The sequence below is a fragment of the Roseateles sp. genome (assembly GCF_036404855.1).
Classification (GTDB): domain Bacteria; phylum Pseudomonadota; class Gammaproteobacteria; order Burkholderiales; family Burkholderiaceae_C; genus Pelomonas.
On record NZ_DASWYS010000147.1, the window covers coordinates 1 to 17,820 of the forward strand.

The 17,820-nt window shown below is 70.5% G+C and carries 14 protein-coding genes; 8 read left to right on the forward strand and 6 right to left on the reverse strand.

Translation table 11 applies throughout. From position 1 onward, the window contains the following. The 4 genes from VGF12_RS09715 to fghA all read right to left on the reverse strand — a co-directional run. On the reverse strand, nt 1-1,979 hold a 1,979-nt coding region (locus VGF12_RS09715), incomplete at its 3' end, for an ATP-binding cassette domain-containing protein (RefSeq protein ID WP_331175833.1). Between the two features lie 22 nt (nt 1,980-2,001). Continuing rightward, nucleotides 2,002-2,892 carry an alpha/beta hydrolase gene (locus tag VGF12_RS09720; protein ID WP_331175834.1) on the reverse strand — a complete coding sequence of 297 codons (891 nt, stop codon included), beginning with the start codon at nt 2,890-2,892 and terminating at the stop codon, nt 2,002-2,004. A gap of 48 nt (nt 2,893-2,940) precedes the next feature. Continuing rightward, nucleotides 2,941-3,558, reverse strand: a complete 618-nt coding sequence (locus VGF12_RS09725) for a helix-turn-helix domain-containing protein (protein ID WP_331175835.1) — start codon at nt 3,556-3,558, stop codon at nt 2,941-2,943. A gap of 30 nt (nt 3,559-3,588) precedes the next feature. After that, entirely contained in the window at nt 3,589-4,413 is an 825-nt protein-coding gene (gene fghA, locus VGF12_RS09730) for an S-formylglutathione hydrolase (RefSeq protein ID WP_331175836.1), read from the reverse strand. A 28-nt stretch (nt 4,414-4,441) separates the two neighbouring features. Here fghA and VGF12_RS09735 point away from each other — a divergent pair, with 28 nt between their 5' ends. The 8 genes from VGF12_RS09735 to VGF12_RS09770 all read left to right on the forward strand — a co-directional run bounded on the left by VGF12_RS09735 (nt 4,442) and on the right by VGF12_RS09770 (nt 15,408). Further along, nucleotides 4,442-5,698 carry a multifunctional CCA addition/repair protein gene (locus tag VGF12_RS09735; protein WP_331175837.1) on the forward strand — a complete coding sequence of 419 codons (1,257 nt, stop codon included), beginning with the start codon at nt 4,442-4,444 and terminating at the stop codon, nt 5,696-5,698. A gap of 136 nt (nt 5,699-5,834) precedes the next feature. Beyond that, complete coding sequence (locus VGF12_RS09740; RefSeq protein WP_331175838.1) at nt 5,835-7,079, forward strand: efflux RND transporter periplasmic adaptor subunit; 1,245 nt, start codon at nt 5,835-5,837, stop codon at nt 7,077-7,079. 14 nt (nt 7,080-7,093) lie between these two features. Next, entirely contained in the window at nt 7,094-10,234 is a 3,141-nt protein-coding gene (locus VGF12_RS09745; RefSeq protein WP_331175839.1) for an efflux RND transporter permease subunit, read from the forward strand. A gap of 2 nt (nt 10,235-10,236) precedes the next feature. Further along, nucleotides 10,237-11,610: an efflux transporter outer membrane subunit gene (locus VGF12_RS09750; RefSeq protein ID WP_331175840.1), complete on the forward strand. Its 1,374-nt coding sequence runs from the start codon at nt 10,237-10,239 to the stop codon at nt 11,608-11,610. A gap of 234 nt (nt 11,611-11,844) precedes the next feature. Then, nucleotides 11,845-12,852 carry an alpha/beta hydrolase family esterase gene (locus VGF12_RS09755; RefSeq protein WP_331175841.1) on the forward strand — a complete coding sequence of 336 codons (1,008 nt, stop codon included), beginning with the start codon at nt 11,845-11,847 and terminating at the stop codon, nt 12,850-12,852. A gap of 130 nt (nt 12,853-12,982) precedes the next feature. Further along, nucleotides 12,983-13,441: a thioredoxin family protein gene (locus VGF12_RS09760; RefSeq protein WP_331175842.1), complete on the forward strand. Its 459-nt coding sequence runs from the start codon at nt 12,983-12,985 to the stop codon at nt 13,439-13,441. Next, nucleotides 13,438-14,574, forward strand: a complete 1,137-nt coding sequence (locus VGF12_RS09765) for an MFS transporter (protein ID WP_331175843.1) — start codon at nt 13,438-13,440, stop codon at nt 14,572-14,574. The genes VGF12_RS09760 and VGF12_RS09765 overlap by 4 nt, the downstream gene beginning before the upstream one ends. A gap of 51 nt (nt 14,575-14,625) precedes the next feature. After that, entirely contained in the window at nt 14,626-15,408 is a 783-nt protein-coding gene (locus VGF12_RS09770) for an alpha/beta hydrolase (RefSeq protein WP_331175844.1), read from the forward strand. Between the two features lie 74 nt (nt 15,409-15,482). Here the strand turns inward: VGF12_RS09770 and VGF12_RS09775 are convergent, their stop codons facing one another. Beyond that, nucleotides 15,483-16,259 carry a PEP-CTERM sorting domain-containing protein gene (locus VGF12_RS09775; protein ID WP_331175845.1) on the reverse strand — a complete coding sequence of 259 codons (777 nt, stop codon included), beginning with the start codon at nt 16,257-16,259 and terminating at the stop codon, nt 15,483-15,485. 276 nt (nt 16,260-16,535) lie between these two features. Then, the coding region (locus VGF12_RS09780; RefSeq protein WP_331175846.1) for an ATP-binding protein at nt 16,536-17,820 on the reverse strand (1,285 nt) is incomplete at its 5' end.

The window sequence follows — 17,820 nt, forward strand, 5'->3', positions numbered from 1 at the left end:
AAGGCGCGGTCATGGCTGACCAGCAGCACGGTGCCGGCATATTCCTGCAGCAGCTCTTCCAGCAGTTCCAGCGTTTCGATGTCAAGGTCGTTGGTGGGCTCGTCCAGCACCAGCACGTTGGCGGGGCGCGCAAAGAGCCGCGCCAGCAACGCCTCGTCCACCTCGGCCGCGCGCTCGGTGACGGCCTGGATGCGCGCCGCTCCCTGGGTGTAGAGCTCGGTGCCGGCCAGCAGCGCATTGAGCTGGGTCTGCTCGGCCTCCAGCGCGGCGATCTGCTTGGGGATGTCGTCCAGCTCACGCTGCTCCTTGTAGCTGAGCTTGCGCTTGGTCGCGACCACCGGAGCGGGCTCCGGCGCAGGGGGCGGCGATGGCGCCGCGACGGCAGGCACGGCCTGCGCCTGCAGCGCCGCCGCGCGCCGGGACTGTGTCAGCCAGTCCTGCACGCTGCCCTCGTACTCGCGCCAGCGCGCATCGCCCTCGTAGACGATGGTGGAGGTGACGACGTTGTCCAGAAAGCGCCGGTCATGGCTGACGAGGAACACCGTGCCGTCGTAGTCGGCCAGCAACTCCTCCAGCAGCTCCAGCGTCTCGATGTCGAGGTCGTTGGTGGGCTCGTCCAGCACCAGCACGTTGGCCGGGCGCGCGAACAGGCGCGCCAGCAGCAGGCGATTGCGCTCGCCGCCGCTGAGCGTGCGCACCGGCGAATTGGCACGGGCTGGCGAGAACAGGAAGTCGCCGAGGTAGCTCTTGACGTGCTTCTTCTGCGTGCCGATCTCGATCCACTCCGAGCCGGGGCTGATGGTGTCGGCCAGCGTCGCATCGAGATTGAGCGTATCTCGCATCTGGTCGAAGTACGCCACCGTCAGCCGCGATCCAAGGCGCACCGTGCCGCTGTCCGGCGGCAGCTCACCGAGGATCATCTTCAGCAGCGTCGTCTTGCCGGCGCCGTTGGGGCCGATCAGCCCCACCTTGTCGCCGCGCAGGATGGTGCTGGTGAAGCCGCGCACGATGGGCCGGTCACCGAAGCTCTTGGACACGTTCTCCAGCTCCGCAACGATCTTGCCGCTGCTGGAGCCGGTGTCGATATCCAGCCTGACCTTGCCTTGCACGTCACGCCGCGCCGCATGCTGCTCGCGCATCTCGTGCAGCCGCTGCACGCGCGCCACCGAGCGGGTGCGCCGCGCCTCCACGCCCTTGCGTATCCACACCTCCTCCTGTGCCAGCAGCTTGTCGAAGCGGGCATTCGCCAGCGCCTCGTTCTCCAGCTCATAGGCCTTGGCGGCCTGGAACGCGGCGAAGTTTCCGGGATAGCCGCGCAGCTGGCCGCGGTCCAGCTCGACGATGCGGTTGGCCACGTTGTCCAGGAAGGCGCGGTCGTGGGTGATGAGCAGCAGCGAGCCCTTGAAGTCGTTCAGCAGGCCCTCCAGCCAGGTGATGGCGTCCAGGTCCAGATGGTTGGTGGGCTCGTCCAGCAGCAGCACGTCGGGCTGGGCCACCAGCGCGCGGCCCAGCGCCACGCGCTTCTTCAGCCCGCCGGACAGGCTGCCGACCAGGCGGGAGCCGTCCAGGCCCAGGCGGTGCAGCGTCTCCTCGACGCGCTGCTCCCAATTCCACGCGCCGATGTGCTCGATGCGCTCCTGCACCCAGGCCAGGTCGTCGCCTTCATCGTGACGCTCGTAGCGCTCGCGCAAGGCCTTGGCCTCCGCCACGCCCTCGCTGACGACGTCGAAGATGGTCGCGTCACCGCGCAGCTCGGGCTCCTGGGGCACATAGACGTTGGTGAGACCCTGCTGTTGCTGCAGCAGGCCGTCGTCGAGCTTCTCGATGCCGGCCAGGATCTTCAGCAGCGAGGACTTGCCCGTGCCGTTGCGGCCGATGAGTCCCACGCGCTCGCCGGTCTCGAGCGCGAAATTGGCGCCATCCAGCAGGGCCACGTGGCCAAAGGCGAGGTGGGCATTGGTAAGAGAAAGAACAGCCATCCGGGGATTGTCCCCCGGCGATTCAGATCGCCCGCAATGCGGGCGTCGAACTCAGGTGACCGAGAACCTGCTGCATGACCGCCGGGTCGCTCAGCAGGCGGCGGTGGCCCAGGCCTTCCGTCGCGTGCAGGCGGCCAGCCGTCAGGCCGGCCAGCAGCGTCTCGCTGCCGGCCAGCGGCGCCGTGGTGTCGCCGCGGTCGTGCACGATCAAGGTCGGCTGGGTCACGCGCTCACCCAGCCAGGCCGGCTCGAAGAGCGCCAGCGAGACGCCCTCGCGCCGCTCGACATGGCCGCTCATGCGCTGGGCCAGGCTCTCACCCGTGCCGACGGCCTGCGCGAACCAGCTCAGGAACTGGGCCGGAGGCGGTGCCAGCGCGAGCAGCGCCGCGCGTCGCGCCGGCAGGCCCCGGGCCAGTGCATGGGCCATCCCCAGCGCGCCCAGCGAATGCGCGACGACACCATCCCAGGGGCCGAAGCGCGCCGTCACGGCAAACAGCGCCCTCACCCACTGCAGCAGGTTGCTGCGCCACCCGCCGCTGCGGCCATGCGCCGGCAGGTCCAGCAGCAGCGGCTCGAAGCCCGCCGCCGCCAGCGTGTCCGCCAGCGGGCGCATCTGCTGCGCGTCACCGGCCCAGCCGTGGGTCAGCAAGACCTTGGGACGGCCGGGTTCGAGGTCGCCACGCTGCCAGACGCTGATGTGGCCGCCCTCGAAGGGCAGGCGCGTCTGCACCCAGGGCCGCGGCACGGCACGCGAGCGGGCCAGCCACTTGGTCGGCATGGGCGTGAAGAACAGGCCGAGCGCCACGCGCGTGCCGAGGTCGGGCGATACACGGTGCAGGCCGCGCAGCAGCGCGGCGACACCGCGGGCGGCCGGCGAGGCGTAGAAGGCGGCAGCAGGGTTGTGGGTGGTCATCACAGGCTCCTTGTTTCGCACGACCGTGCGACAAACTGGCAAAAAAAATCAAGCCGGGCAGGTGGGGTTTCTTGCGGACGCCAGCATGCGCTCCCAAGCCTTGACGCCGCGCTCATGCATGCCCGTCTCACGCAGGAAGCGCGCGTCGCGCATCAGGCCGGCGTAGAGCGCATCCATCTCGAAGACGAACTGCTCGACGTCGAGGTCGGCGCGCAGGTGGCCGGCCTCGATGCCCTGCAGCACACTGCGGCGCAGCGCGGCGCGCAGCCGCATGACACCGTCCAGCAACTGGTCACGCACGGCGCCCTCGCGGTCGTCGTACTCGAACGCACCGGCCGTGTAGATGCAGGACAGCGCGCGATCGGTGCCCGTCGCGCGGGCCAGCCAGCGGCGCATGATGGCGTCCAGCCGCGGCAGGCCGCGGGGCTCGCGCATGGCGGGCAGGAAGACGGCCTGCTGGAAACGCCGGTCGTATTCGAGGATGACGGCCAGCTGCAATTGCTCGCGGGAGCCCACGCGTGAGAACACGCCGCTCTTGGACAAGCCCAGGCGCTTGGCCACTTCGCCGATGGACAGGCTATCCAGCCCGCCGTCGGCAGCCATGGCCAGCGCCGTGTCGACGATGGCCGCGAGGGTGGTTTCAGCGCGTTCGCTGCGGGTTTCCATGGCCTCAATTTAGCACGATCGTGCGAATCGTCAAAGCAGGGCCTTGGCGTGGTGCCTGAGGTGGTCGTCGATGAAGCTGGCGATGAAGTAGTAGCCGTGGTCGTAGCCCTCGTGCCGGCGTAGCGTCAACGGCTGGCCGACGGCGGCGCAGGCCGCCTCGAAGGCCTCGGGGCGGAGCTGTTCCGCCAGGAACTTGTCGGCCAGTCCCTGGTCGATGAGGATGCCCTGGGGGTAGCGCACGGAGGTCTGCGCCTGCATCAGGGCGCTGGCGTCATGCGCAGCCCACGCGGCCCGGTCGTCGCCAAGGTAGCCGCTGAACGCCTTGTGGCCCCAGGGGCACTGCAGGGGAGCCGCGATGGGCGCGAACGCCGACAGCGATGCGAAGCGGCCCGGGTGGCGCAGCGCCAGCGTCAGCGCGCCGTGGTCGCCCATGGAGTGGCCGGACAGGCCGACGCGCGCCAGGCCAGTCTCGCGCTGCACCAGCGGCAGCAGCTCGTTCATCAGCCAGCTCTCCATGCGCCAGTGCTTGGACCAGGGCGCCTGCGTGGCATCCAGATAGAAGCCCGCGCCGACGCCGAAATCCCAGCTGTCGCTTTCGCCCGGCACGCCGGCGCCGCGCGGGCTGGTGTCCGGCATCAGCAGGGCCAGGCCAAGTTCGCTGGCCAGGCGCTGGGCGCCGGCCTTCATCGTGAAGGTCTCTTCCGTGCAGGTCAGCCCAGCAAGGAAGACCAGCAACGCACGCGGCGCCGGTGGAAGGAAGAGGGCGAAGCGCATCGGCAGGCCGATCTCGACCGAGTCGTGCTGGTGAAAGCGCTGGGTGCCGCCGAAGGCGAGGTGTTCACTGAGGGTCTGCATGCCGCGAGTGTGGCCGCAGAATGCGGCGATGTCCGATTTCCAGACCTATCTCGTCGGCGGCGCCGTTCGCGACCGCCTGCTCGGCCTGCCGGTGCAGGACCATGACTGGGTCGTCGTTGGCGCCTCGCCCCAGGACCTGGCGGCGGCCGGCTACCAGCCAGTGGGCAAGGATTTCCCCGTCTTCCTGCACCCGGACACGCACGAGGAAGTGGCCCTGGCCCGCACCGAGCGCAAGACCGCCGCGGGCTACCACGGCTTCGCCTTCCACACCGAGCCGGATGTGACGCTGGAACAGGACCTGGCGCGCCGCGACCTGACCATCAATGCGATGGCCCAGGACGAGGCCGGCCAGATCATCGACCCCTACGGCGGCCAGCGCGACCTGCAGGACAAGGTGCTGCGCCACGTCTCCCCCGCCTTTGCCGAGGACCCGGTGCGCATTCTTCGCCTGGCCCGCTTCGCGGCGCGCTTCGCCGACTTCACGGTGGCGAACGAGACCGTCGCGCTGATGCGCACCATGGTGACCGCCGGCGAGGTGGATGCCCTGGTGGCCGAACGCGTCTGGCAGGAACTGTCGCGCGGCCTGATGGAAGCGAGGCCCTCGCGCATGATCGAGGTGCTGCGCGAGGTCGGCGCGTTGGCCAGGCTGCTGCCTGAAGTCGAGGCGCTGTTCGGCGTGCCCCAGCCCGAGGCCCACCATCCGGAAGTCGACACCGGCATCCATCTGCTGATGGTGCTGGACCAGTGCGCCCGGCTCGAGGCGCCGCTGACGGTGCGCTACGCCTGCCTCTGCCACGACCTCGGCAAGGGCACGACGCGCCCCGAAGATCTTCCCCGCCACATCGCACACGAGGGGCGCAGCGAGAAGCTGGCCCGCGGCGTGAGTGCGCGCTGGAAGGTGCCCACCGACTGCCGCGAACTGGCCGAGCTGGTCGCCCGCGAACACACCCATGTGCACCAGAGCCAGGGCTTCAGTGCCGAGGCACGACTGCGGCTGCTGGAGCGCTGCGACGCATGGCGCCGCCCTGAGCGATTTGCCGAGCTGCTGTGGGCCTGCGAATGCGACGCCCGCGGCCGCCTCGGGCTGGAGGACCGCGACTATCCGCAGCGCGAGCGCCTCCTGGCCGACCTGCGCGCGACCCAGCGCGTGGACCTGGCCGCCGCCAGCGCCGAGGCCATCGCACGCGGCGCCAAGGGGCCGGAGATCGGTCGGGCCGTTCAGCGCGCCCGGCTGCAAGCCTTGCACGCTTCGGCACCGGACAACATGACTTCTGTCCGGGACTGAAGCGGCCGGGCGCGGGCCCGGGGCTTTGCGTTGCTTCACCAACACGTGTCTTGGCGCCTCGCTACAGTTGCCGGTTTTGCCCTAACGGCCAACGGCGGCGGGGCAGACCCACAGGCAATCGAGCAAGGTCACAAAGATGAAGTTGGCATGGGGTAGCAACGTCCGCATGGGCGCGATGGTCGTCCTGAGTACCGGTTTGGGCGCCCTGCTGGCGGGCTGCGGCCAGTCCGGCAGCTCGACCACCCCGGCCGCGCCGCCACCGCCAGAGGTGGGCGTCGTCACCGTCGCACCGGGCCGGGCCGACCTGGCGACCGAACTGCCCGGCCGGCTTGAGGCCTTCCGCGTCGCGCAGGTGCGCGCCCGCGCCGCCGGCATCCTGCAAAAGCGCCTCTTCACCGAAGGCAGCGACGTGAAGGCCGGCCAGCCCCTGTTCGAGATCGACTCTGCGCCCTACCGCGCCACGCTCGCCAGCGCCCAGGCCCAGCTGGCACGTGCCGAAGCCAACCTCACGCAGGCCCAGGCGCTGGCCGACCGCTACGCGCCGCTGGCCAAGACCCAGGCCGTCAGCCAGCAGGAGGCCCTGAACGCGCAGGCTGCGGCCCAGCAGGCGCGCGCCGACGTGGCGGCCGGCAAGGCGGCCGTGCAGACGGCGCAGATCAACCTCGGCTACTCGGCCGTCACGGCGCCCATCGCGGGCCGCATCGGCCGCGCCCTCGTCACCGAAGGCGCGCTGGTGGGCCAGGGCGAGGCAACGCCGCTGGCCGTCGTGCAGCAGGTCGACAAGCTGTACGTGAACTTCACGCAGTCGGCCGCCGAGGTCATGCGGCTGCGCCAGGCGCTGGCCGAGGGCCGGCTGCAGCGCGCCGGCGGCAAGGAGGCCGCGCAGGTGCAGGTGCTGCTGGAGGACGGCAGCATTTACCCCGAGGCCGGCAAGCTGCTGTTCTCGGACCTGAGCGTGGACACCGCCACCGGCCAGATCACGCTGCGCGCCGAGCTGCCCAATTCCAAGGGCCTGCTGCTGCCCGGCCTGTACGTGCGCGTGCGCCTCGCGCAGGCCGAGGTGGCCGACGCCATCTGGCTGCCGCAGCAGGCGGTGGCGCGCGGGTCGACGGGCGAGAGCGTGCTGGTCGTGGCCGAAGACGGCAGCGTCAGTGCGCGGCCCGTCAAGCTGGGCCTGGCCCAGGGCGGCAAGGCGCTGGTGCTGAGCGGGTTGAAGGCGGGTGAGAAGGTCGTCGTCGACGGCCTGCAGCGCGTCAAGGCCGGCGGCAAGGCGCGGCCCGTGCCTTGGTCGCCTGCAAGCTCCGCCCCGGCCGCGCCTCCTGCGACCCCCGCGACCCCTGCGACCCCTGCGACCGCGCCGGCCTCCGCCGCATCGCGCTGAGGACCTGACCCACCATGGCGCAGTTCTTCATCGACCGACCCATCTTCGCCTGGGTCATCGCCCTCTTCGTCCTCGTCATCGGCGGCGTGGCCGTGACGCAGCTGCCGATCTCGCAGTACCCGCCCGTGGCGCCCCCGTCCATCGTGCTGTCGGTGACCTACCCAGGCGCTTCCGCACAGACGCTGGAGGACTCGGTCATCAGCGTCATCGAGCGCGAGATGAACGGCTCCCCCGGCCTCATCTACATGGAAGCGGTGGCACAGGCCGACGGCACCGGCTCGCTGACGATGAGCTTCGATCCGGCCACCAACCCCGACCTGGCGCAGGTGGACGTGCAAAACCGGCTGGCCCGCGCCACGCCGCGCCTGCCGTCCGCCGTCATCCAGCAGGGTGTGCGGGTGGACAAGGCCAACCCGAACTTCCTGCTCTTCATCATGATGTCGAGCGAGAACCCGGCGTTCGACCCCATCGCGCTGGGTGACTATGCCTCGCGCACCGTGCTGCCCGAGATCCAGCGCGTGCCCGGCGTCGGCCAAGGCCTGCTGTTCGGCACGGAGCGCGCCATGCGCATCTGGCTGGATCCGGCCAAGCTGGTCGGCTTCCGCCTGGCACCGGCCGACGTGAATGCGGCCATCCAGGCCCAGAACGCGCAGGTCAGCTCCGGCTCCATCGGCGACCTGCCCAACGTGCCAGGCCAGCCCGTCGCGGCCACGGTGGTGGTGCGCGGCCAACTCGCCAGCGTCGAGCAGTTCGGCAACATCGTGCTGCGCGCCAACGCCGACGGCTCCACCGTGCGGCTCAAGGACGTGGCCCGCGTCGAGCTGGGCGCAGACAGCTACACCGGCCGTGTCACCCGGTTGAATGGCAAGCCCTCCGTCGGCGTGGGCGTGCAGCTGGCACCGTCCGCCAACGCGCTGCAGACGGCCAAGCTCATCAAGCAGCGCCTCAAGGCGCTGGAACCCTACTTCCCGTCGGGCGTGAAGGCGTCCATCCCCTTCGACAGCTCGCTGTTCATCGACATCTCGATCTCGCAGGTCGTCGAGACGCTGCTCGAGGCCGTGTTCCTCGTCTTCCTCGTGATGTTCCTGTTCCTGCAGAACATCCGCTACACGCTGATCCCGACCCTGGTGGTTCCGATCGCGCTGCTGGGCAGCTTCGCGACGCTGCTCGCGTTGGGGTTCTCCATCAACGTGCTGACGATGTTCGGCATGGTGCTGGTCATCGGCATCGTGGTGGACGACGCCATCGTCGTGGTGGAGAACGTCGAGCGCATCATGAGCGAGGAGGGCTTGTCGCCCTACAAGGCCACGAAGAAGGCGATGGGCCAGATCTCGGGCGCCATCATCGGCGTAACCGTGGTGCTGATCTCGGTGTTCGTGCCGCTGGCCTTCTTCAGCGGCTCCATCGGCAACATCTACCGCCAGTTCTCGGCGGTGATGGTCAGCTCCATCGCGTTCTCGGCCTTCATGGCGCTGTCGTTCACGCCGGCGCTGTGCGCCACCCTGCTCAAGCCCGTCGAAGCCGGCCACCACCTGGAGAAGCGCGGCTTCTTCGGCTGGTTCAACCGGGGCTTCAACCGCACGGCCAAGCGCTACGAGAGCTCGGTGGCCAAGCTCATCCACCGCGCCGGCCGATCCTTCGTGATCTACGCCGCCGTCATCGCCGCGGCGGTGCTGATGTTCCAGCGCCTGCCGACGTCCTTCGTGCCCAACGAGGACCAAGGCAACATCCTCGTCAACGTGCAGCTGCCTCCCGGTGCCACGCAGGCGCGCACGCTGGAGGTCATGAAGCAGGTCGAGAACTACATGCTCAAGCAGCCCGAGGTGGAGAGCATGGTCGGCATTGTCGGCTTCAGCTTCTCCGGCTCGGGACAGAACGCGGGCCTCGCCTTCGTCACGCTCAAGCCCTGGGACGAGCGCCACGGTGCCGAGCATTCCGCCCAGGGCCTGGTGTCGCGCGCCTTCCCCGAACTCGGCAAGATCCGTGACGCCATCATCTTCCCGACCAGCCCGCCGCCCATCCGCGACCTGGGCCGCGCCAACGGCTTCGCGCTGCGCCTGCAGGACCGCAGCGGCCACACCCGCGCCGAGCTGCTGGGCGCGCGCAACCAGTTGCTGGCGGCCGCGGCCAAGAGCCCGCTGCTGACCGCCGTGCGCCCCGACGGCCTGGAAGACGCCGCCCAGCTTGAGCTGAGCATCGACCGCGAACGCGCCATGGCGCTGGGGCTGAACATCAGCGCCGTCAATGCGGTGCTGGGCACGTCGCTGGGCTCCAGCTACGTGAACGACTTCCCCAACACCGGCCGCCTGCAGCGCGTCATCGTGCAGGCCGATGCCCCGGCGCGCATGCAGCCCGAGGACCTGCTCAAGCTCAACGTGCTCAACAACGCCGGCCAGCCGGTGCCGCTGAGCGCCTTCGCGAGCAGCAAGTGGATCACCGGAGCGATGCAGACGGTGCGCTACAACGGCTACGCGACGATGCGCATTGCCGGCGAGCCGGCCAAGGGCGTGTCCACGGGCGCGGCCATGGCCGAGATGGAACGGCTCGCCGCCGAACTGCCCGAAGGCTTCGGCTACGAGTGGACCGGCCAGTCGCGCGAGGAAAAGCTCTCCGGCTCCACCGCCTTCATCCTGTTCGGCTTCTCGCTGCTGGCCGTCTTCCTGTGCCTGGCCGCGCTGTACGAGAGCTGGAGCATCCCGCTCGCCGTGCTGCTGGTCGTGCCGCTGGGCATCCTGGGCGTGGTGCTGGGCGCCAACATCCGGGGGCTGGAGAACGACGTCTACTTCAAGGTCGGCATGATCACCATCATCGGCCTGTCGGCCAAGAACGCGGTGCTCATCATCGAGTTCGCCAAGGACCTCCACGCGCAGGGGAGAGACTTGTTCGAGGCCGTCGTCGAGGCCGCGCACCTGCGCTTCCGACCCATCCTGATGACCTCGCTGGCCTTCATCCTCGGTGTGCTGCCGCTGGTGCTTGCCAGCGGCGCCGGCTCCGCCAGCCAGCGCGCCATCGGCACCGGCGTGATGGGCGGCATGATCACCGCGGTGGCGCTGGCCGTGTTCCTCGTGCCGGTCTTCTTCGTCGTCGTGCGCAAGCGCTTCCCCGGCAGTGAGCGGCAGCACCGCCACGATGCCCACCTTCCCCAGGAGGACTGAGCATGAAGTCCACCCTCAGTCTCATCGCGTTGGCCGCCTTGCTGACCGCCTGCGCCGGTCCTGAACCCAGGCGCCCCGTCGCGTCCGAAGCCGCTGCGGCCGCGGTGCCGCCGTCCTTCCCGCAGGCCGGCGGCGCGGGCAGCGCGGCCGCGGTCGACCTGCCCTGGGCCCAGGCCTTCAAGGGCGAGCGGCTGCAAAAGCTCATCCCGCTGGCGCTGGCCAACAACCGGGACCTGCGCATCGCCGCGCTCAACATCGAGACGGCGCGCGCCGCCGCTGCCGCACGCGACGCCGACCTGTGGCCGACCGTCAATGCGGGCCTCAGCGGCTCGCGCACACCCACGGCGGCCGGGGGCATCAACAGCCTCTACCAGGCCGGCCTGCAGGTGTCGGCCTACGAGCTGGACCTGTTCGGCCGCCTGCGGGGGCTGAGTGCCGCCGCCGCGGCGCAGGTGCTGGCCGCGCAATCGGCCCAGCAGGCCGTGCGCACGGCCCTCATCGCGAGCGTTGCCAATGCCGAAATCGCGCTGCAGGCCGACGAGGCCCTGCTGAGGATCACGCGCGACACGCTGGCCACGCGTGAGCAGTCGCTGTCGCTGACCCGCCAGCGCTTCGAGGGTGGCGTGTCGGCCGAGCTGGACCTGCGCACGGCCGAGTCCTCGTGGCAGGCCGCCCGGGCCGTCTACGCGCAGGCGCAACGCCAGCGCCAGCTCGACGAGAACGCACTGGCCCTCTTGATCGGTGGCCCGCTGCCGACCGACCTGCCGGCCCCCACCGGCGACCTGGCCGACTTCGAGCCGCTGGCCGAGCTGCCCGCCGGCCTGCCGTCGGAGGTGCTGACGCGCCGGCCCGACATCCGCCAGGCCGAGTTCCAGCTCGGTGCGACGGACGCCAACATCGACGCCGCCCGCGCCGCCTTCTGGCCGCGCATCACGCTGACCGGCAGCGTCGGCACGGCCAGCGGCCACTTGTCGGACCTGTTCAAGAACTCGGCGTGGAGCTTCGCGCCGTCGCTGGTGCAGCCCCTCTTCGATGCGGGCCGCAACCGCGCCAACCTGAACAGCGCACGTGCGTCCCGTGACATCGCGCTGGCGCAGTACGAGAAGGCCATCCAGACCGCCTTCCGCGAAGTCGCCGACGGCCTGGCCGGCCGCGCCACGCTGGCCGAGCAGCGCGCCGCGCTGGCCGCCCAGGTGGATGCAGAGACGCGCCGCCTGAACACGGCCGAGCAGCGCTACACGGCCGGCGTGTCCAACGCGCTGGACCGGCTGGATGCGCAGCGCTCGCTGTTCGCCGCCCAGCAGACGCTGGTGCAGGTGCAAAGCCAGCGGGCGCAGAACCTGGTGGTGCTGTACCGGGCGCTCGGCGGCGGCTGAGCCCGACTCGGGGCCTGCCGCCGCGCAGGCTCCCTCGGCGCCCTTTCGCCGTCGGCATGACGTTCAGTGCCAGCTCCCGCGTCGACATCGAGCACCGGCGTGACCCAAGGCCAGCCGGGGTCATTGCCACGATGGCCGCGATGGCCCGCCGGTATCGCAGGACATGCGCCCCGCTGGATGCGCTGCGTCACGATTTGCGGCAACACTCTCACACTCAACTTGCACCGCGACCGCATGGCCTTGACGCCTTACTCGATCATCCGCGCAGGCATCCTCACCTTCTCGCTGGGCGCCCTGCTGCTGCCCGCGGCGCAGGCGCAGGAGTCCATGCGCGAACGGATCAAGGCTCGCATCGAGCAGCGCCGCGCCGAGCGGGGGGGCGAAGCGTCCACGAAGGGCGGTCTGCAAGAACTCCAGGTGCAGGGCCGCAAGGTCCTGGTGCACCTGCCCATCGGCTATGACGCGGCCCGGCCCGCGCCGCTGGTGCTGGCCTTCCATGGCGGCGGCGGCCATGCCGAGTACATGGCCGACGACGCCAACTATGGCCTGCAGAAGAAGGCCGACGAGGCCGGCTTCGTGGTCGCCTTCCCCAACGGCTACAGCAAGCTGCCGGGTGGCAGGTTCGCCACCTGGAACGCGGGTGGCTGCTGCGGCGACGCACGCGACCGGGCCAGCGACGACGTGGGCTTCGCCCGCGCCGTCGTCACGGCGCTCAAGGCCAGGTACAGCATCGACGCGAACCGGGTGTTCGCCACCGGCATGTCCAACGGCGGCATGCTCAGCCACCGCCTGGCCTGCGAGGCCGCAGACGTGTTCCGCGCCGTCGCGGCCGTCGCCGGCACGGATGCGACATCCCACTGCACCCCCTCCCGGCCGGTCTCGGTGCTGCACATCCACGCCCGGGACGACGACCACGTTCTCTTCAATGGCGGCGCCGGCCCGAACGCGTTCCGCGACGAAAGCAAGGTCATGGACTTTGTCGCCGTCCCCGAGACGATCTCGCGCTGGGTCCAGCGCGACCACTGCACCGCGGTGCCACGGCGCACACTGGATACACCGGGCGCCTTCTGCGAGGCCTACTCAGGCTGCAGCGATGGCGTCCAGGTGCAGCTCTGCGTGACGGACACTGGCGGGCACGCCTGGCCCGGTGCCGGCACCGTGCGACGCGGCAAGCCCCCCGCTTCGCAGGCGCTGGATGCCAACGACATCATCTGGCGCTTCTTCGAGCAGGCCTCCCGTTGACCCTTCCCGTGCACCCGCGACGCCCCGATCCCGCCACCGCGCCTTCAGCCTCCCGCGTGCGAGGAGACTTGACAACGTTGTCAAGTCTCGCGCATGATGCCATGAAAGCGCTTTCAAATCTCACCGTCCCATGCGTTTCCTGACCGCTTCCCTGCTTGTCGTCGCCAGCCTTGCCGCCCATGCCGGCCCACCCGCCATCTATGACGAAGGCGTCGACGCCAAGGCGGCCGTCCGCGCCACGCTGGCCGAGGCCGAGAAAGCCAAGCTGCCGGTCCTCGTCGTCTTCGGCGCCAACTGGTGCGGCGACTGCCGCATGCTGGATGCCACCTTCAAGCACGGTCCCAGCGCCCCGCTGATCGCCCAGCACTTCAAGGTCGTCAAGGTGGACGTGGGCCGCTTCGACCGCAATGTCGACATCGCCGAAAGCTACCGCGTGCCGTTGAAGAAGGGCATTCCCGCCGTCGCCGTGTTGTCACCCCAGGGCCAACTGCTCTACGCGACCGAAGGCGGCGAGTTGGCCGACGCGCGAAAGATGGGCGACCAGGGCGTCTACGACTTCTTCACCCGCATCAGCGCGTCCGCCCGGTGACGCCGGTCGTCGGTGCGTCGCGCGCGCTGCGCGCGCAGTTCTTCGTCCTCGGCGTGCTGTTCGCGACCTGGGGGGTGCATGTGCCCACCGTCAAGGGCCACTACGGCCTCAGCGAGCAGACCCTGGCCATCGCGATGTTGGCCAGCGGCGTGGGGGCGCTGATGGCCCTGGCGCAGGCTGGCCGCATCGTCGGCCGCTGGGGGCCGCGCGCCGTGTCAGCCGTCATGGGCGTGCTGTGCTGCGCCTCCGTCGCCTGCCTGCTGGCCTGGCCGGCCTATGTCGCGCTGCTGGCCGTGATGCTGGTCTTCGGCATGACCGGCAGCCTGCTCGACGTGGCCCTCAACACGGAGGCCACCGAGATCGAGCACCTGACGGCCAAGCCGCTGATGAGCGGCTTCCACGGCATGTTCAGCCTGGGCGGCATGGCCGGTGCCGGCCTGGGCAGCGCGGCACCTGCGCTGGGCCTCTCGCCGCAGGGCCACCTGCTGGTGGCCACCGGCCTGGGCGCGGCCGTCGTGCTGGTGGCCAGCCGCGCCATGTTGCCCGTGCCGAAGCAGGACGGCGGGGAGAAGCATCCTCTGAGCCTGCCGCGCGGCCCGCTGGTCCTGCTGGGCCTGCTGGCTTCCATGGGCCTGATCGCCGAGGGAGCCATGTACGACTGGAGCGTGCTCTTCATGAAGCAGGAGCGCGCCAGCCAGCCCAGCACCGCGGCCCTGGCCTATGCCAGCTTCAGCGGTGCCATGGCCCTCGGCCGGTTCGGCGGCGACTGGGTCCGCGCCCGCATGTCCGGCACCTGGCTGATGCGCGCCAGCGGCGTGCTCGCCGCCGCCGGCATGGCGCTCGCGCTGGCGGTGCCCTCGCCCTTCGTCGCGCTGCTGGGTTTCGCGTTCGTGGGCCTGGGTCTGTCCAACGTCGTGCCGGTGCTGTTCAGCGCCGCATCCCAGGTGCCGGGCGTGTCACCGGCCCACGGCATCGCGGCTGTGTCAGGCGTGGGCTATCTCGGCATGATGGCCGGGCCGCCCCTGATCGGCCTCATCGCCCAGCACTCGTCGCTGACCACCGGGCTGCTGGTCGTCGTCGTGTTCGCGGTCTTCATGGCGCTGTCGGCACGGCGGGCGATGCGGGGGCACTGACCTCGTCAGGGAACTCGCCCGGCCTCCGGCCGGGCCTAGGATGGCGAGCTCATGCGGATCGAAGAGCACTGGATTCACCATCAGGACGGCCGACTGTTCGCGCAGTCATGGACGCCAGAGACCGCAACGGCCGCCGCGCCCATCGTGCTGCTGCACGACTCGCTGGGCTGCGTGGCCCTGTGGCGGGACTTCCCCGCCGCCCTCGCGGAGGCCACCGGGCGGCGTGTCTTCGCCTATGACCGGCTGGGCTTCGGCCGCTCCGAGGCACGCACGGGCCCGATGCCGCTGGACTTCATCGCGGCGGAGGCACGCCAGTTCTTTCCTGTGGTGCTGGAACAGCTGGGCATCGATGGCTTCACCGTCTTCGGCCACAGCGTGGGCGGTGGCATGGCCGTGCACTGCGCAGCGGCGTTTGGCGGGCGCTGCGAAGCCCTGATCACGGAGTCGGCACAGGCCTTCGTGGAAGACCGGACGGTGCAGGGACTGAGGGCCGCTCGGGAAGCGTTCCAGGCGCCGGGGCAGATGGAAAGACTGGCCCGCTACCACGGCGGCCAGGCCGCCTGGGTGCTGGAGGCCTGGCTCGGGACGTGGTTGAGCCCACCCTTCGCGACCTGGTCGCTGAACGAGGTGCTGCCCAGCGTGCGCTGCCCCGCGCTGGCGATCCACGGCGCCGATGACGAGTACGGCTCGCCACGCCATCCCGAGCTGATTGCCCGGTCGGCCGGGGCTGGCGCCCGCATCGAGCTCCTCGCCAACACGGGCCATGTGCCGCATCGCGAGCAACCCGAGGCGGTCATGGCCGCGGTCGGCCGGTGGCTGGCGGCACCGCGCTGACCGGCATCCCCCGGTTCGGATGCGGTCGTCCGCCGCGCCTTGGGAGTGCCGCCGGCGCGCCGAGGCCGGGTTGCTCAGGCCTTGCGGCGTGCCGCAAACGCGGCGAACAGCGCCATGCCGGCCAGCGCGTAGCTCGCCGGCTCCGGCACCGTGCCGCCCCCCGTCGAACCGTCGTCGATGCTGACCCTCAATCCGAGCGACTGCGTCGGGCTCGCGTAGTTGAGCGAGGTCGGCAGCTGCTGGCCCGCGGTGTAGGCGTACGCCATCGCACCGGTGCCCGGCGCGCTGCTGCCTTCCATGTAGAACCAGCTCTGCATGACGAAATCCATGCCGAGCACGAGCCAGTAGCTGGCGCCTGCGGTGAGCTGCGCGCCACTCGTGAACTCGCCGCTCGAGAAGCCCCCGAGAACGCCGTCGCCGATCATCGCCAGTGTCTGCATCTGGCTGCCGAGCGCGCCGGCGTCGTCGGAGAACAGCGTCATGCTGAAGTTCGGGGTGCTGCCGCTGGCAGCAATGGTCAGCGCGTCGATGTAGCCGCTGGTGCCCGCGGTGAAGCGCAGGCCGACGAGTCCGCTCTGGTCGAATGGCGCGAAGTACCCGCCGTACAGGGCATAGCCCGAGTTGGTGTGGCCGGTGATCGAGTCGTAGCTGACGACCGACGCATGGGCACTGCCGACACCGGCCGCAAGGGCGAATGCCGCGGCGCAGGCCTTGACCCGGGCGTCGACGCGCCTCGGGCCACGGCCGCGCAGCGTGCGGCCGATCAGCTCGTTGGTGACAAAGCGCGGCGCCTTCGGCGCCGTGGTCGGGACGGAGGCAGGGCCGGGTGAGGTGGCGAGGTCGGGGGTCATTTCGGGATCCTTGGCAGCAATGCGCCGACGACCTGTCGGCATGCCGTGTATGGTTTCTGATCCCACCCGGGCACGCATCGCCCTATGGAGCCATTGGCGCGCCGGCGGCGGGCCATGGCCCGTGGTCCGGTCGGAGTCCCGCGGGTAGGCGGGCTTCACCAAGGCCCGGCAGAGGCGCTCGGCGCGCGCTCGGGTCCTGGCTGGCCCCCGCATCCCCTGGCACCGCGTCGGCACGACACGCTCGACGGCCCGGCCCGCTGCGCAGGCGTCGCGCCTTCAAGCGGGAGGCTGGGCCTCGAAAGCCGGGAAGACCACGCGCGCTTCCAGCCCCGTCCCACCTTCGCGGTCCAGTAGCTGTGCGGTTGCGCCATGGCGTTCCGCGATCGCATGCACGATGGACAGGCCCAGGCCGCTGCCGTCCAGGGCGCGGTCCGAAGGCACCGGCTGCTCGCCCCGGTAGAAGCGGTCGAACACCCGCTCCCGCTCTGCGGGGGCAATGCCCGGCCCGGTGTCACGCACGAACAGCACCGGCCGGCCCTCCCTCAGCGCGGCCCCCACGTCGACGACGCCTCCCGCCGGCGTGTAGCGCAGCGCGTTCTCCACCAGGTTGTTCAGCAGCACGACCAGTTGGTCGGCATCGCCCAGCACAGGCACGGGACCGCTGAGCTCCGCGCCGAGGTCGATCCGCCACGCCTCCGCCTTCGCGCTCAGCGCCTCGACCACCTCACGGACGATGACGCCCAGCTCCAGCGGCACCAGCGCCGCGCGCGGCGCCTCCGGCGCCGTGCGCGCAAAGTGCAGCAGTTGCTCGATCAGGCGCTGGGCGCGCGCGATGCCCTGCTGCAGCTCGGCCATGGCGGCCTGCTTGTGGGCATCATCCGTGCTGCGATCCAGCAGCTGCAGCTGCAGGCGCAGGGCCGTCACGGGGCTGCGCAGCTCGTGCGCCGCATCGGCCAGGAAGCGCCGCTGCGCGGTCATCGAGTCGTCCAGGCGTGCCATCAGGCCGTTGATGGCGTGCACCATGGGCGCAAGCTCCCTGGGCAGCGGCGTGCTGTCGATGGGACTGAGCGACGTTGCGCTGCGGCTGGCCACGTCCCGGGCCGCCGCGTCGAGAGGACGCAGGCCGCGCCGCAGCCCGAAGATCAGCAGCACGCCAATGCCTGCCGCCAGCAACAGCATGGGCGGCAGGATGCGCGTCGCCGACTCGCGGGCCATCTCGCGTCTTGAAGAGATCCTCTGCGCCGCCTGTGACACGCCGGCGCGATGCCGCGCCGTGTAGACGACCCACGGCTCGTCGCCCACCCTCACCTGCCTGAGGCCCGTCTGGCCGATGAGGGGCATGCGGACCTGCCGGTTCGACGCATACAGCAGCCGCCCGTCCGGATCCCACGCGAAGGTCGCGATCTCGGTTTCCTCCGATCCTGGCGGCGGCACGGGCACCTCGGCGCCGAACGGCGCCTGGCCCCCCAGTCCGTTGACCTGCTGGTAGTGAGCCAGGCTGGTCGCCACATTCTTGAGGTCTTCATCGAAGACCTCGCTCATCTCTTCGAGGATGAAGGCG